General features: G+C 67.2%; 13 protein-coding genes. 2 read left to right on the top strand and 11 right to left on the bottom strand.

All coding sequences use genetic code 11. From position 1 onward, the window contains the following. Nucleotides 1-24 precede the first annotated feature (24 nt). Nucleotides 25-1,200, bottom strand: coding sequence for an XRE family transcriptional regulator (locus NJ4_RS05695; RefSeq protein ID WP_217996773.1), 1,176 nt, complete (start codon nt 1,198-1,200; stop codon nt 25-27). After that, a complete protein-coding gene (locus NJ4_RS05690) occupies nt 1,197-1,985 on the bottom strand; it encodes a hypothetical protein (protein ID WP_067431498.1) in 789 nt (262 codons plus the stop codon). The genes NJ4_RS05695 and NJ4_RS05690 overlap by 4 nt, the downstream gene beginning before the upstream one ends. A 122-nt stretch (nt 1,986-2,107) precedes the next feature. On the opposite strand from NJ4_RS05690, the gene NJ4_RS05685 reads away from it, so the two are divergent. Then, a complete protein-coding gene (locus NJ4_RS05685; RefSeq protein WP_067431495.1) occupies nt 2,108-3,424 on the top strand; it encodes a hypothetical protein in 1,317 nt (438 codons plus the stop codon). Continuing rightward, on the top strand, nt 3,393-4,616 hold the full coding sequence (locus NJ4_RS05680) for a hypothetical protein (RefSeq protein ID WP_067431492.1): 1,224 nt from the start codon (nt 3,393-3,395) through the stop codon (nt 4,614-4,616). The genes NJ4_RS05685 and NJ4_RS05680 overlap by 32 nt, the downstream gene beginning before the upstream one ends. A gap of 5 nt (nt 4,617-4,621) precedes the next feature. On the opposite strand, the gene NJ4_RS05675 is transcribed toward NJ4_RS05680, so the two are convergent. From NJ4_RS05675 to NJ4_RS05635, 9 genes are all read right to left on the bottom strand, one after another. Then, nucleotides 4,622-6,094: a UvrD-helicase domain-containing protein gene (locus NJ4_RS05675; protein WP_082748205.1), complete on the bottom strand. Its 1,473-nt coding sequence runs from the start codon at nt 6,092-6,094 to the stop codon at nt 4,622-4,624. Continuing rightward, nucleotides 6,087-7,871, bottom strand: a complete 1,785-nt coding sequence (locus NJ4_RS05670) for an ATP-dependent nuclease (protein WP_067431486.1) — start codon at nt 7,869-7,871, stop codon at nt 6,087-6,089. Before NJ4_RS05670 ends, NJ4_RS05675 begins: the two co-directional genes overlap by 8 nt. 684 nt (nt 7,872-8,555) lie before the next feature. Next, nucleotides 8,556-8,852, bottom strand: coding sequence for a hypothetical protein (locus tag NJ4_RS05665; protein ID WP_067431483.1), 297 nt, complete (start codon nt 8,850-8,852; stop codon nt 8,556-8,558). A gap of 16 nt (nt 8,853-8,868) precedes the next feature. Further along, nucleotides 8,869-9,651 (bottom strand): helix-turn-helix domain-containing protein, encoded by a 783-nt coding sequence (locus NJ4_RS05660; RefSeq protein ID WP_245644474.1) that lies wholly within the window; start codon nt 9,649-9,651, stop codon nt 8,869-8,871. Beyond that, complete coding sequence (locus NJ4_RS05655; protein WP_067431480.1) at nt 9,578-10,279, bottom strand: hypothetical protein; 702 nt, start codon at nt 10,277-10,279, stop codon at nt 9,578-9,580. Before NJ4_RS05655 ends, NJ4_RS05660 begins: the two co-directional genes overlap by 74 nt. Before the next feature lie 14 nt (nt 10,280-10,293). Beyond that, a complete protein-coding gene (locus NJ4_RS05650; RefSeq protein WP_082748214.1) occupies nt 10,294-11,769 on the bottom strand; it encodes a type IV secretory system conjugative DNA transfer family protein in 1,476 nt (491 codons plus the stop codon). A gap of 34 nt (nt 11,770-11,803) precedes the next feature. Next, nucleotides 11,804-12,286 (bottom strand): hypothetical protein, encoded by a 483-nt coding sequence (locus NJ4_RS26535; protein ID WP_245644473.1) that lies wholly within the window; start codon nt 12,284-12,286, stop codon nt 11,804-11,806. A gap of 2 nt (nt 12,287-12,288) precedes the next feature. Next, a complete protein-coding gene (locus tag NJ4_RS26530; protein WP_067431473.1) occupies nt 12,289-12,873 on the bottom strand; it encodes an ATP-binding protein in 585 nt (194 codons plus the stop codon). Nucleotides 12,874-12,965: 92 nt separating this feature from the next. Then, complete coding sequence (locus NJ4_RS05635) at nt 12,966-15,632, bottom strand: endonuclease/exonuclease/phosphatase family protein (RefSeq protein ID WP_067431470.1); 2,667 nt, start codon at nt 15,630-15,632, stop codon at nt 12,966-12,968. Nucleotides 15,633-15,646 lie beyond the last annotated feature (14 nt).

Below are 15,646 nucleotides of genomic sequence, written 5' to 3'. Positions count from 1 at the left end.
CCACCTCGCCTCTTTGAACGGTTGCTAGTCGCTAGACCCTTCGGGTCTCAGCAAGGACACCACACGCCTTCTGTCCTCGTCAGTGTCGCTCCGTAGTGCATTCGAAGTTGCCAAAGGGCTTCGACTCGTCGCTGACCGAAAGAGCTCGATGGGGACACGGCACTGCGCGGCCAGAAGACCAGCATCGACGCCCTCGCCCTCCAGCAGCTCGAGCGCCCTGGGCAGGAGGGACGGCTGCTCGAGCACTTGAATCTGACCGGGTTCGGCACGGCGCCAGCCGCGCGTCGAGACTGTGGTCATCGCGTTCCGATAGGACACGTCACCCATGACACCAAGCTCCCTTGCGCGGAAGAGGAGCGCCTGCATGCTGACCCCCCACTGCTCCTTGAGCCTGGCCAATGAGGTCCAGCTGCTGCTGTTGATCGAGCGGGGCAGCATCGGGGCTATCTCCTCCGCCGGCATAAGCAGCTCGCCCGCGAATCGGTGCGCCTGAGTTTCGACGATGCGTCCGCCTGGCTCGGCATCTGCGTGCATCACCAAGTGGCCCAGTTCATGCGCCACATCGAACCTTTGTCGGTAGTAGTCCCGCTTCAGCGGGTTGAGGACGACGACGGGGCGGAGGCGACTGTCGAATGAGTAGGCATCGACCGCTGCGGCTTGTGGCGGGCTAAACACCACCAGCACGCCGTGGTTCTCCAACTCGCGCACGAGGTGACCAGCGGGTCTAACACCGAGTCTCCAAGATTCCCGAACCTGACGCGCCGCCTCCTCGGGTCCGTCGTTTTCGATGTCGTCGACGTCAACGGCAAGCCGCTGGATATCAACGTTGGGGAACTCGACGTGGCGCTCAAGGCCCGTCGCGATATCGACCGCAAGTTGGCCGTAGGCCTGTGCTTGATCTCGGGCGAGCTGGCTTGTGGAGCGCAGGGATCGGAAGTGGGGAGGGCTCGTCAGGTTCGATACGTCCTCATGAGCGACCGCGAAGAATGCGGGGTCGACTCCTAGGCCGAGAGACAGCTCGGCAACGGTCGACGCCGTCGGCCGCTTGGTTCCCGACTCCCAGGCCGCGACAGCTGTTGGACTCTTGCGGATCACTCCCGCCAGGTCACTCTTCCGTTTGCCGGCTAACTGGCGAGCAAGAGTTAACCGGGCGCCGTCAAAAAGAGCGGCAGCATCGGCTGCCGACATCGAAGCGTTCATCGCAGGTCATCAGCCTGGGACTGCTGCGCGCGTCGCTGACGAAGACGAACCTGCGCATCCGGGACCTCGTCCGGCGCCGAAGGTGCCGGACTCTCCGGCCGTCGCGAGCCCGAAGTCGTCGGACCACCAAGGAGGTCGACATACCAGTGCCACGCATCTCCCCCGCCGTCGTTAAGGCGTGGCCGGCCAAGGACCAACTCACGGCGCTGACTAACGGCGTCAAGGGAGTGGGCAGAGACAAGGGTCGTCAGATCTAGCGCATCATCATCGATGGCGAGCAGACCCGCAACCTCCTCGGCGACCAAGTCGTCGAACAGCGTCATCTCGGGCTCAGGGTTCGGCTGTTTGGCGACCAACTGCTTGGTTGGACTCTTCTGCGGCCAGGGAAGCGAGTCGATCTTGCCGAAGGCGCAGGAGGCGAGCAGGAAACGCAGGTCCTCAATGCGCCAGCCGGGGCTGTGGTTGAGATCCGCACGCCGAACGAGATCCGGCGGCAACTGGGGCATGGTCTCAATTTCACGCTCGGTCAGCTCGGCATGGACGAGATCCAGACCCTCGCTGGAGTCAGCTCCGACGTGGAGCGCGTACTTGCCACAGGAAGTCACCCGATCGATGCGATCGCGGAACAGGGTGAAGCGCGTGTTTCCCAGCCAAGCTGCGTCGTACCCGGCATCCTCGGAGTAGTCGTCGAGGGTGCGGGTCACCGCGGAGGTGTACGCCCACGCCAAGGCGCCCATGAGTCCACGGTCCTCGAGCTGGCTGATGATGTCGGTCTTCTCGGTCACGGAACCGAATCTACACCCTATGCCAGCATTTTCTGTGGCAGAATGAACTGATCGGCGATACCTTCGTCGCGAACACGACTACGCGGCGCCAGCGCCGAGCAGGAAGCAGAGGGTCGAACCCGGTGGACGACGAGAAGCGTCGCGACGAGGTCAAGCGGCTGGGGCGTGCCGTTGTCTTCGTCCACCAGCACGACCACAAGATCACCGATCCCCTGGTGCGTGCCGAGGTCGAGATCCTGCTGCTCACCGGCAAGGCCATGGACCTCGCGGCCCGCCTGAAGGGCCACCAGAGCCTCGTCGTACTCACCCACGAGCTCGTCGTTGGCTACGCCAAGCACGCCGGCCTCGGCGGCCTGGAGCTGACCAACACCGTCCTCCCGGCGCTCAAGGCAGCTGGCCTGATCGACTACCGCATCGACCAGGCTGGGCGGATCTCTCACCTCGAGGAGTACATCGGGGTCTCGGCGACGGTGACCGAGCAGACGGTCTCCCTGCTCGACTCGCTCGGGCCGCAGCGTTCAGACCTGGCCTTCTTGCACTCGGTGGAGATCGGCGCGATCGCGCCACTGGCGGCGAGCCAGCACCTGCAGGAGATCACCAAGCGGGGCTTCACCGAGCCAGAAGCGCTCGAGGCATTGCGCCTGGCCCGCGCTGTCGGCCTCAACCTCGACGCGCTGTCCGACGAGCTCAACGAGCTGGTGGTGTTTAGTCCGTACGTCTGGGGCACGAAGCAGCTGTCGCTCGCCACCTTCCTTGGCGGGCTCCCGCCCAACGAGCGCGAGGCGCTCCTGGGCATGAGCGAGCAGGTGCTGTCCACGCCCGGCCTGCACCTGTCGAAGCTGAACGCTAACCCGGCAATCATCCGCAGTGCCACGAACGTCGGCCTCATCCAGGCAGCCACCGTTCGTTCCGCCACCGGCGCCTCCTCGACGTACGTCTTCTCGCCCCTCCTCGAGGTAGAGGACAACGCCTGCACGACCACCGAGGCCTTCCACCTGCGGAAGCTGTTCGTCGCGCACATTCTCTTCGGTCGCGACTCGGCGGCCCTAGGTGGTGGCCGGGTCCAGGACCCGGCTGTTCTGGTTAATGCGCTGCTGCGCAGGGGCACCGTGGGGCCCGCCACCAACATCGGCACGGACTACCACTTGCTGGAGGCCGCCGGCGTCGTCGCCGTCGAGCCGAACGAGGGTGGCCGGGCCTTCCTGCGTCTCGTCAAGCCGGAGATCGCGGAGTCCGCGCTCACCTGGATCCGTCGCATCACCGACACGTCTGGGACTGCCGACCTGACCCGCGGGCAGCGACCCGCTACGTTCATCACGCCGGAGGATGGCCGGACGAAGGAGAGCCTCGGGGCCTCTCACGAGATCATGGTCGCCTCCATCCACGAGCTGCGGAAGGAGATGCAGCGTGCCGCGCGCCGCGACGACCCCTGGGCTTGATGCCGGAGTCCTGGCCGAGATTCGGGTGGCCCAGGCCTGGTTCTGGGACGGCTTCTACGTACGTCGTGGAGTCGACCTGCAGCACCGCTTTGGCTCCGAGGTCTCGACCGTCACCGACCTCGACGTCTTGGGCTACGCCTTCAGCCAGGCGCTGACGCTCCACAAGCAGATCGGCGAGGTGAAGACCGGCACCTCCAAGAGCACCCCACGTCCGCTCGACCGTGCCCTGTGGAGTCGTGGTCTCCGCGAGCTCGTCGGCGCCGACCGAGGTGAGATCACGACGGCGTTCAAGACCACCACGGCCACCCGCGACGCTTGCCGACGGCTCGGCGTGACCATCCAGCACATGGATGACCTGGCCTCGCGCGAGAAGCGGCTCGCCATCGGCAGCGTCGACGACGTCGGCTCTCAGGGTGTAACGATCGCCTTGCTGCGCAAGGAAGTGCTGGCGTTCGTGAAGTCCGATGCCATGTTGGAGCGCGGCTTCTGGTTCCTGGTGTCCGAGGTCTGGTTCCTCGAGCCCTTCGACGCCGTCAAGCGCACCCTGGGCTTGATCCGCGAGCTGAGCAAGGCCTGGCCGCCTGAGACCCACGCGGAAGCCACCAAGGCCGCACGGTGGTTCTTCGCAGAGGCCATCTCCATCGTGACCTTGAACCTGGCGATCATCGCGGGCGAGGCGAACACGATGGACGCGGCAACGTTCCAGGAGATCGCCACAGCGCGCCTTGCGACCGGCGACGTCCCGTACTACGCCATGCGTAAGCAGGCCGAGCGGGTCGACGAGTACGTGGCTAAGATCCTCAACTCCCTCGACGCCCCAGCAGACGTACGCACTGGTGCCATGGGGGCGTTCCTCCCACTGGCACCGGACTACGCCGACCCACTGCTCGAGCTCATCTCGCGTCTCGCCGCTGACGCCGCGACCACGGCCAACCTGCCGCGGCAGATGGACGCCCTACTGTTCGAGCGCCTGGTACGACGACGCGATCTCACGGTCGCCCTGCAGGGTCGGCTGCACATGAGCCAGGCGACCGAGCGTCAGGTCCACCTGATCGCAGCGTTCCTGCGCGGCCAGTTTGGCGTGCAGGGGCCGGTCGACAAGGTGCTGACCGCACCGTTGTCGCAGGAGACCAAGGGTGACCGAGCCGAGCAGGCAGGGTTGTTCGACGGTCTCACTGGCCCAACCGGTTAGACCTGTCAGCTGGCTCGGATCGGCGGGACGCTCTCTTCAGGGGAGCCTCCGGCCATACGACGGGCCGCCAGGACTGGGCTCTCGGCGATTACGGTCACCGACCGTGCTCCCCGCGACAGCGCCACGTAGAGCTCCTGAGCCGAGTAGCGGCTGGGATCTAGGATCACGACGTGGTCGTACTCCAGACCTTTTGCAAGAAGGGGCCTGGTCACGATGCGGTCGCTCGGTCGCCGGCCAGCAACTCGGGCGTGATTCCGAGTCAGCAGAAGTGCCTCAGCGACAGTGCAGTCGTCGGTCTCTGCGACGGCGATCGACCGAGTGACCTCGTACCAGGCTTCCCGGCAATGGATGGTGACGCCAGGTAGCGCGGCGATCTCAGTCAACGCCGCACGGATTGCAGTCGGCGATACCTTCGATCGAACGTTGTTGATCGCGGCATACGCGCTCTTGAGCTCATCCTTGGTCGTCGTGAACGTCTGGCCATTTCCAAGCCGAACTCGTTTAGCGCTGGGGATGTGCCCCGCCAGTCCGGCCGAGGCGTTGATCGCGAAGTCCACGAGCGCCTTCGCCACTTGGGCGGCAGGCTTGGTGTCGATGGTGCTCGCCAGCTTGGCGGGGACCTTCTCGTCGATCGCCTCCATGACCGAGTAGGTGCCCTGCAGGTTGGAGGCGGCGCTGACGCAATCGTTGCGGAATTGGCCGAGGACTGCGACGGCGCCGTCGAGTTTCAAGGCACGGAAGCAGACCCTCACGAACGTTCGTGCATCGTCGCGTCGCACTAAGGCGATGGGGGCAGTCGAGAAGTCGATCGGCCGGCCCTGCAGCAAGTTCTCCCGGATCTCGACCAGCCAGGTGCCGAGCGCTTCGTTCTCGGGCCAACGCCGCGGCCGATAGTCGACTTCGACGAGGGGGAAAGTGGGCAGCACGTGGATCGCCCAATCCACCGGCTGGTTCCCGCCGAAGTTGAACAGGCTCTGCAGAGGATCACCGAGGACAGTTGTTGGCACTGCCTGTGCGACGGCGACGACGAGACCATGCTGGTCGATGAGGCAGTCCTGATACTCATCAACAAGCACCATGTCGTAGCTCAGACGCAACATCTTGCGCACTGCCTGGGACTGCGCGGCCGTGGCCGCGCCTCGGTGATACTCGGCCGATCGGTTCCAGTCGGGTGATGGCGGGACGTCGAGTTCGGCGAGGAGCGGGAAGTGACTGATCAGGTCGAAGGCCCAAGAGTCGATGGTCCGAACAACTACCTGATCCCGTGGGACCTCGAACTTGGCCATACGCCGCCGAAGTGCGTCGACACCGGCATGGGTGTGGGTGAGGACGAGAGCTGTACCGCCGTCGGCTGCCGTTGCCGCGACAACAGCGGCGATGAGCTCGGTCTTTCCACATCCCGCAGGGAGCGACACCGAGCATGGCATCCCCTCGCGTATCGCTCTGACACCATCCTCCAGGGAAGGGTCGTCAGGCATCGGCTGTCTCGGCCGTCTGCTGCTCGGCTGCCGCGTCTGGGACGGGGGCTTCGTAGTAGGCGAACTCCTGGACGCGACCGATGATGTTCATCAGTGCGGTGCCTTCGAGGTTGCCCGAGTCCGTCATCACGACTGCCGCCAACGACTCGCCAGCATCTTCACGCTTGAACCAGGCGTTGCCCTTACTCTTTGTTCCCTTGGCTGCGGCGGCGACCGCGTCGCGGAGACCGCTCTCGTCAACCGCTGCTTCAGTCTGCCACTGCGCAAGATCGGTCCCCGTCAGCTGTGCGTCACCGAGCTTGGCGCCGACCGATGCACGGATCGACTCCTCCCCGCGAAGTTCGATGGCGAGATCGAGGAGAGCCTGCAAGCCCTCGACCGTGAGTGATTGCACAACCTCATCTTCAAGCGCCCGACCGTAGGACCATCGTTCGGCCACAACCCCGTCAGCCACAGCCGAAGCGACCTCGTCGTCAACCGTTCGGTCATCGTTGTCCATGAGGAGCAGGCTTGGATAGCCGAGGCTCTGAAAGTTGCGGGCGCGCTGTGTCGGTTGCGTGCCTCCGCTGCCGTTGACGATCACGGTGCCGATCGCTGAGACCAGACTTAGTTCGACCGCAAGGCGCAGCTCATCCCAATGACGGATCAGACCGCGCAGGAAGCCAACTTCGGTTGCCCCCTCTCCGACGATTGCGCGGCGTCCCAATAGCGCCGAAGGGGCGGAGCGGAAGGCCCCTTGAGCATTCTCCAAGTGGTCCGGGACGGCGCGGCAGGACGTCGTGCCGCCGTCCGTACGAATCACCGCGAGGTGCTGCACTTCGAGGGTCTCAACCGTGATCGGGGAGTGCGTCGTCAGGATGACTTGCAGGTGCTGGTCATCCGCTCGCCTCTTGAGGTAGCGCAGGACGTGCGCCAGGCGATGCGGTTCCAGGCCGTGTTCAAGTTCATCGATACCGATGATCGACCCGCCAGCCATGGCCTGGTCCTGGACAGAAAGGCTCGTGAGGCGACGGGTGCCGAGGCCGTAACTCGACAACGGAACCTCGCCGTCGTGGAGCATCAGGGCGTGGGCGGATGCAGCGGTGCCTGGCTCCAGCCCGGGTCGCAGTTTCGTGAACGGGGAAATGCCGAGCTTGGTGGCCGACGACTGGGCCGTCCCTGCCGCCGCGTGAAGCGGGTTCGACTCAGCGTCGAAGACGGCACGGCGTGCCTCGCGTTGCGCGTCGAGAATGACCGACGATGCACCATCACTCCCTTCAGTAAGGCCCGAGAGCGCTGACCCGCGCGCCCACCGCAGATGGAAGTCCGGCCGCTCCCCCAAACGAAAGAAGCCGAGTTGGCGCCGCTGAGAAGCGGTGATCCCACGGGTCTCATCCGAGCCCGGTCGCACGACCTCCCACGTCGGCTCGAGTTCACGGGTCACCGTCAACCGGATGACCAGGCACTCCTCGGCGTCGTCGAGTGGGTCATGAACCAGGGTGCCGTCTGACTTCAGGCCAGAGCGCTCCTTGCCCAGCTGACTCTCCTTGACGAACGAGTCCGGCAGCTCCGTGATGACGGCTTCAATCGTGAGGGGCGCCGACATATCCAAATTGAAGAAGTCCGCATCGGTGAACTGCGGGCTGTAGTTCGGACTTAGGACCAAGCCAACGGCGTCGAGCAGTGTGGTCTTAGCACTGTCGCCGGGCCCGACCATGGCGATCAGACGCTGGTCTATGGACCAGTCGCAGGACTTGATCCCGCGGAAGTTCCTGATGCTGAGTCGTCGCAACATCATCGGCTCATCCCCCCGCTACCGATCACGTGCCATCCTCGCCAGCGGAAACGGCGAACGTGTAGCTGGCCCCGGACACCGGCGCCTCCCTCCATGGTGACGACAAACAGCGGCTCACTGCCTGAGCCAAAGTCGCGTTCATGACCATATCCGCCAGGTCCGACGGATTGTGGGAGCGCGCCCCAATCCAGCCCCTTGGACGAGTGGCGAGGCGTTGGCGACTGCGCCTTACCTCAAGTAGGTGCAACACAGAGGACAAATAGACCGCCATGGGTCAGAAGAAGGCATGAGAGAACGAGAGCAAGCGTCGCAACTCCGCGTAGTCCTTGCAGAGCACGTTCGCGCAAGAAGAAGCCGCTCTGGGCGGTGCCTGTAGGTCACCGAGCCGCGGTGGCACACCTCAAAGCCATCTGCCATCTCGAGCGCGGAGGGACGTGCTAAGACAATCCCTCCTCGCTGATCTCCGACTGAGCCGCGAATAGCCTTCGATGTCGGGCTGAACGAGGCCTCACCGTCGAAGCACAGGGGCGCAGGGACGCCGCTGCAAACTGGGCGAAGTGCAGCGGGGCTTCGGGTTGCCTGCATCGAATCGCCGGCCTGGATGGCGGCGGACTGGGTCAGCACGGCAGGCGCCGCTGGCTGCCGGTCGAGAAGCTCGAGCAGGTCCACAGGCTCGTCATCGACGATTTAGCGGAAGAGCACCGGCGATCGCCGCCTCCCCAAGCCACCTTCCAACACGACCTTCGGCCGGATACGGCGCCAGGTCTCCTTGTCAGTGCCGGCTGCCTTCATCGTCGCCTCGGAGAACCCCGAGTGGTCTTCGAGCCAGACCGCCTTGCGGTTGTAGTTGATCCAGCAGCCTGCCTGCGGTGCGGAACGGCCGCCTTCCAGTGTCCCGCGGTCGCGGAGGCTGTCGAGGAGAGCGTCGGCTGCCATTGCGGAGCCCAGTGCGCCCAGCAAGTTCTGCTGGTCCCGGTTCAGCATCGCGCTCGGCCCTGCCCTATCTGGCGGGCGCGGCCGAGACCGCGAGCCGCTGGCCGTCTTCGTCCTGCTGCCGACGGGCGGTCTCGTTGTGGGCCTGGTCGAGGGCGGCCAGCTGCAGCGTTGTGCTGCGCCCGCTCCCGGGGGCGGCGGGGTCCTCGGCGGGGATGCGGGTCGGCTCCGCGTAGTGCTCATCGAGTTGGTCGACGATGCGGGAGCACACTGCGTTGAGCCGAGGGTTGTTCGCGACCTTGTTCTGGGCGTACATGACGCTGGTGTGGTCCTTGCCGAAGTAGGCCGCGATCGCCGGCAGGGTCAGGCCTCCGCGCCGGGCTGCCGTCATGGCCACGGCGCGGGCGTCGGTCACCGCGCGGTGGCGGTCGGCGCTGAGCACCGCGTCGCGGGTGGTGCCGAAGGGCTGCGCGGCTGTGGCGATCGCGATCGCGCAGATGCCGTCTGGTCCGACGTCGGCCACCTCCCCGGTTGCGGTCTCGGCGGCGTTGACCTGGGTGGCCAGTGCGATCGCGAGCGACCGCAGCTGCTCGGCGTTCATCTGGTCAAGCGTGTAGCTGACCGCGGTCTGGTTGGCATCGGCGACCAGCGCGGCGAACGCGGCGGCCTGCGTGGCGGTGAGTTCGCCATCTGGTGCAGCCGCCTCGGCGGGCTGGTCCTGCTGGTCGTCGACGAGCCGGAGCCGCAGGCTGTTGTTGTCTGAGTGGCCATCGCGGCTACCACCTTTCGTGAAGGTCGTCGTGGTCGGGCTTGGCGTAGTCGGGTTGGGGGGCGGCCGCGGCCAGTTCACCGGCGCGGTCGACGTCGTCTCGGTAGCGCTGCTTGCGGCCGCGACGCACGGGCGTGGCGGCGTGGGTTTCGTCGCGTTCGTGCCGGGGCCGGGGCTGGTGCTTGCTTGGCTGGCAGCCGTCGCCGAGCCGGTCTCGCAGCCGCTCGAGGAACCCCGGTAGCGCGTAGCGGTGCCAGTCCTCCAGCGCGGCCGGGGTGACGGCGAAGCTGGTGTAGTAGCGGCTGCAGGCCAGCACGGCGAGGTCGTGCACGAGGTGCGGGTGCGCGGGCCAGCACTCAGGGATCCCGGGGCGGGTCACGTTCCACAGGTGCTGCTCGTTGACCCACATCGCGACTAGGTCCAGCCACGTCCACAGCTCGGAGCGCATCAGCCCGGTGCATGTGGCCGGGTCCCAGGGCCGCGGCATCTGCGCGAGCTCGCGCAGCTCGTCCTCATCGGCTGGCGGTTCGACGCTGGCCTGCTGCAGCTGCTCCATCGCCGTGCGGATGGTGGGGCCGGGCTCGGGGAGCGGGCGCACCATCAGCCCGACCAGCGGCATCATCGCGTGGCCTTTCGGTGCGGCGGCCCCACCCGCTGCGCGGGAGGCGACATGGGAGGGGTGCCGCCCGGTGAGCCCTTGTGTCGTCATCGGCTGCTCCTCGCCTACTTGGGCATCCCGAGCCGCTGCCGGGTCCTGGCCACCGGCTCGGTCGGCGTCGCGGGCTCGACGGTCACCGGGTGAATGGGCTGTGCGACGGTCTCGTGACCGCGCGCTGCGAGCCGGGCACGCTGCTGCGCGGCCAGCAGCTCCTTGCCGCGCTTGCCGTCGATGCAGCGGTGCAGGTTCGCGATGATCGGGTCGTACATCTCCGCCAGCACCAGGGCCTTGCGCTGCTCGATGCGGCGCAGCTCGGCCGGTTCGAGGATCGGCACCCGCCGCTGGTCATAGGACCGGTCCATCACGCCGAACAATTCGTGGCCGCGCGCCGAGTACCGGGTCTCGGTGTGGCTGGTCGACCCGATCAGGTCGGAGAGCTCTTGGTAGAAGCGGATGTCCTTGCCGCCACCGAATACCACCAGGTTGTTCGACAACCCGTAGATGGTGCGGGCCTCGTCCTCGCCGTAGCAGACCACGAATTGCCGCCAGGTCTGGGCAGCGAGGATGAAGGAGAGCCCGAGGGCACGTTCGTTGGCCATCCGGGTCGACAGCGTCGGGATCGGCGCGGTCGACGGGAGCTCGTCCAAGCAGGCCAGGAACGGTGGGCATAGCCGCCCGTGCGGGGAGGTCTCCCCAAGCCGCTTGGCGGTGTCCAGGATCTGCTCGGTGACTGCCGTCATCAGCGGCGACGCACTCGCGTACGGGTCGTCGCGGCCGAGCAGATAGAGCGTGCCGCGGGCCCGGATCAGGGTCTCGAGGTCGGTCGCCGCTCGCGTCGCGGAGGGGACGCAGCGTTCCCGGATCGAGCGCTGGAAGAACAGCGCCATGGACTGCTGGACGGTGGTGGTCGTGTTGCCGGCGGTCCGCTCGTCGCCGTACAGGGCTCCGCGCAGTAGACCGTCCCACAGCGGCTCCGCGGCCGGGTGGGTACGCAGGATCTCCTCGGCCTGCGGGTACTCGCGCGGGCTGGAGACCCACATCAGCACCTCGTCCAAACCGATGCCGGCGATCGCCGCGGCGTGGAAGTAGGCCTGCAGGACCTTGGCGCATTCGCCGGCGTAGAACCGGGCGGCCTGGTCGGAGGACTGAGAGGTGGCGCCCTTGATGGTTCCGTTCGCGAACGCCTTCGCCCGCCGTTCAGCGAGCATCGCGTCCTCACAGCCGTTGATCGGGTCCCACACCAACTCCGGGGTGCCGGGGGCGGCGTTGAACGGGTCGAGGACCGCGACTGGCCGGCCGTCGCGTTGCCGGGCCTCCAGGGTGAGGAACAGATCCTCGGGCTTCGTGAGGGTCACCAGCGCGCCACCGGGCGTATCGAGCAGGGCGGGCACCAGCAGGTCTAGGGTCTTGCCGGAACCCTGGGGGCCGATCACGCACGTGGTTCGGTCGAAGGGCACCCAGAGTTCGGGTCCGCTGCGCCCGGCCTGGCCGAGCCGCCAGCCCACCTCGTGGGGGTTCACGTGCTTGAGGGCTGTGGTCACGTTGGCTTCCTTTCCGCTGTGCATTTGGGGTCGGCTATTTGCTGCCGACGGGGGTTCGGCGCCCGGAGCGGGCGTAGAGGTCTGGTCGGATCACCGCTGCGCTCCTGCGCAGTCGCGGCACCCCGAGGGCCTCCGCGGCCTGCGTGGGGGTTGCCAGGCCGTGCCGGGAGCCGGTGCCGGTCAGGTCGCGCATCCACATGCCGACAACGACGGCGGCTCCGAGCACCAGGATCTCGCCGAGGAGCGTGAGCACCCACATCACGGCATCCGACGGCAGCGTGTCGGCGACGCCGCGGTGCAGGCCCGCACCGAAGTGGCCGTGCAGCAGCCCGGCGTAGGCGTCCAGAAGGTGCCCGTTCGGCAGCGCGAAGCCCCCTGAGGTGGCCCACGCGACACCGCCCTGGACGACCAGCGGCGTGATCAGGAAGAAGAAGAGCCCGGCGAGGAGGACGGCCACCGTGCACTCGCCCGCCGTCGGGGCGACGTTGGTGAACCGGGCGCGCCGGGAACGTTCCATGCTCATCGCGCCACCGCCGATGCACCGGCCGGTGCCTGCCAGCGGTGACACGGGAAGTCCATCGGCCCCCGCTGATCCGGGATGACCGCGACAGTGCCGATCGGCCAGTCCAGGCGGCCCTGCCCGTCCAGGACTGCGGCCTCGGCAGGGTCGGCGTGATCGCGTCGGACCAGGCCCAGGCAGTCGAGTTCGTTGTCGAGCAGCGCGCGGCCGGCCAGGGTGTTGCCGCCGTGAGAGGTCAGGATCGTTCGCGCCCTTCCCCGCGGCAGGAAGGAGATGCGGCTGTCGTCGAGCAGGTCCATGTCGTCGACCACGACCAGGCAGGTTTCCAGGAGGCGGTCGCTGCCGACCGGGTTTTCCAGCTGGTCGGGGTGCTCGGGCTCGCAGCGCAGGTCTGCCCATTCGCTGGGTGCTTGGGCGTACACGTGGGCATGCCGCCGGGTGTTCGCCAGCCACCACCGGGTGAGGTAGCGCGCGGTGGTGGTCTTGCCTCGGCCGACGTCGCCGACCAGCATCAGCGGCCGGGCGCTGCTGGTGTCGAACCCGGCGGCCTGGCCGTCGACTGTGGTGCCGATCCGTACGTCCATGCTTGGAAAGGCAACCCAGAACGGCGCCGATCGGACACACCAGCGCGACCGATTTTCGACTTCCGCTGCGATCGCCTGTCTTCCGTCGCGGCTTACGCGGCCGCCGCCGGCATCCCGCCCAGGTCAAACGCCTGCTTGGGCAGGGCCCAGGTGACCGAGCCACCGGGGGTGTGGACGTCGGCGAACCCGACGCAGCCATAGACGCCGTTCGCGCTACAGCCGTAGTCGTTGCCGAAGATCTTGCCGCCGCCCACGTAGATCGCCACGTGGCCGACGCCGTTGCCGGTGTTGTAGGAGACCACGGCGCCCACGGGCGGGAGCGGGTCGAGGCCTGTCCCGTGGGACTGGGCCAGTCCGGCGTTGATGATGCCTTGGGCGACGTCCTGCCCGTTTCCGTAGCCCCGGCCGACGCCAGGGCCGCCGTAGAGCGCGTCGACGACCTTGGGGCACTGGTTGTCGTAGGTGCAGGGAGCGCCGCTGGTCCACGACAGCCCGCAGAGGCCGTTGGAGGTGTTCATCATGGCGTCGAGGCGGGCCTTGAGTGCGGCCGAGAGCTCACCGGCGACCTGGATCGGCGAGGCGGTGCAGCCGGGGTTGCCGACGTTCGTGGTGCCTCCGCCGGTTGCGGCGACCGCCTGGCGGGCGACGTCGAGGAACTGGTGGTAGTCGGTCTTCTCGAAGGGGATCCAGTCGGCGAACTTGGCCTCACCCGACCCGGGTCGAGCGGAGTAGAGCGCGAAGGCGTAGCGGGCGTTGAGGAGCGGGTCGAAGATGTCGGCCTGCGTGTTCCAGCCGGGCACCTTGCCTTTGTGCTGTGCGGAGATCTGCCACAACCCGTAGTGGCTCCCGTTGGTGGCCTTCGGATCCCAGGTCGACTCCACACGGGCGATGGCCACCGCGGTGACCAGGTCCTCCCCGCGGAAGCCGGCCTGGTAGGCGGCCGAGGCCGCGACCTTGGCGGCCTCGAGGTTGCCGGTCGCAGCGACCGGCTGGAGCAGTGTGCCGAGGTTCCCGGAGGTCGGGCACGGTGGGCAGCCGGCCGGCCTGGTTGCGCCGGGCTGGGTGCCGGGGGGTGCGTTCGTGCCGGGACCGGCACCGTTCATGGCCATGCGTGTGAACAACGCGGGGTGATCGGAGTGGACGGCGGCCTTTCTGATCTCCCAGGTCTTGGTGACTTCCACGGGGGCGGCGTAGAAGTTGTAGATGACGCCGGAGTCCTTGGTGTAGCGGTAGCCGGCCGCCGCCATTCGTGGCGCGGCCGCGTTGGGCCCATCCCCGGGGTGGGAGTTCATGTCGCCACCCACCAGCACCGGCCCGTACGGGGCCAGGACGCCGACCAGGTCGGTCAGGTAGTCCATGCCGAGTCCGTACTGCTCGGCGCGGCTCATCGGCGGGTTCCCCCACTGGCGGGGGAACCGATAGACGTTGTTCATGTGGTGGACCGCGATGATCGAGACGACCGCGTCGTCGGAGCGCTGGAAGATGCCCCAGGCGGCGTACCGGTCCCACAGCTTGTTCGTGCCCTTGAACACGGTGTGGTCGTCGTCGACGATCTTGACGCGGCCACCGTCGAGCATCGTCCAGGTGTCCGCGCGCCACATGATCGCGCTCCCCATGGCCTGCCCAGCATCATTTGTGTCCGCCGGCTGCGCCTCGCGGTAGGCGTCGTAGCCGGGCGCGGCGGAACGCATCTGCGACAGCGGCACGTCCTCGACCTCGTTGAGCGTGATGAAGTCCGGCGACGGGCCGGCGAGGGCGCGGACACCGGGGTTGAAGCCGCCGCGGGTCTTGATGTTGGCGTTCGCGACCAGCACCTGACCGCGGACTGGCCCACCGGGCGTGGCCGTGATGCTGGCGGGCATCACACCCAGACCAGCGCTAGCTCCTGGTCGACCGGACTCTGAGCCGGCCAGCTGGGCGGTGGTGTGAACGAAGGGGTGGTCGGTGTAGTTGTGCGCCTTGTCGTTGGTGCTCCGGTCGACCACGGTGCCGGAGAAGGTGACGGCAGGGCTGCCCATGATCCAGTCGATCTGCTGGTCGCTGGGGTTGGCGGCCGACCAGCCCGACGCCAGGGACAAGAACAGTCGCTTGAACCGGGCCTTGTCGTTCATGTCGCCGACGAGGAACAGCGGCGTGCTCGGCTCGGCGGCTTGCAGTTTCCCCAACGCCTCGGCCTCGGCGCGGACGGCGGCATCGCGCATCGCGTCCGAGCCGCCGACCGCGTTGGCGGGGTTGTGGGTGTTGAGCACCCAGATCGACCCGAGTCCTGAAGTGGAGGTGAACCGCACCAGAGGGACCTGGATCATCGGGCCGCCGTACCTGATCGAGACGTAGCGGACCTCGTCGACGTTCCAGGCCGAGGGCTGATAGGCGATCGCGTCCGCCGTGGATGAGTGCCCTCGGCGCTTGCCGGCCACGATCTTCCACGCCCCGTCTGTGGCCTCGAGGAAGGCCTCAGCCTGTGGCGGCTCGAACTCCTGGAACCCGATGATCGAGGCCCCTGAGGCGCCGATCTTGGTCGCCATGTTCGGCACACGCTGGCTGTAGGGCCGCTCGCCGGGGTGGGGGTTCTTGTTGTAGTGCGAAGCGCCGCGCCAGTTCAGCGTGCCGATCCCGAAGGACCCGCCCGCGGTTGAGTTGGTCGTGGTGGCGCATGCCGCGCGGACCGCCTCGATGTTCGCGCTCCCCATGCCCAGCATGAGCAGCATCAGCGGAGCGATCAGCACCAGCGGCAGGCCGAGGAGGATGCCCTTCTTCACGACTGCGGCCTCCT

It is taken from the genome of Nocardioides jensenii JCM 1364 = NBRC 14755 (assembly GCF_001552535.1).
In the GTDB taxonomy this organism is placed as follows: Bacteria; Actinomycetota; Actinomycetes; order Propionibacteriales; family Nocardioidaceae; genus Nocardioides; species Nocardioides jensenii.
Note: the sequence above shows the minus strand (reverse complement) of the source record. Positions and strands in the feature narration are given on the sequence as shown.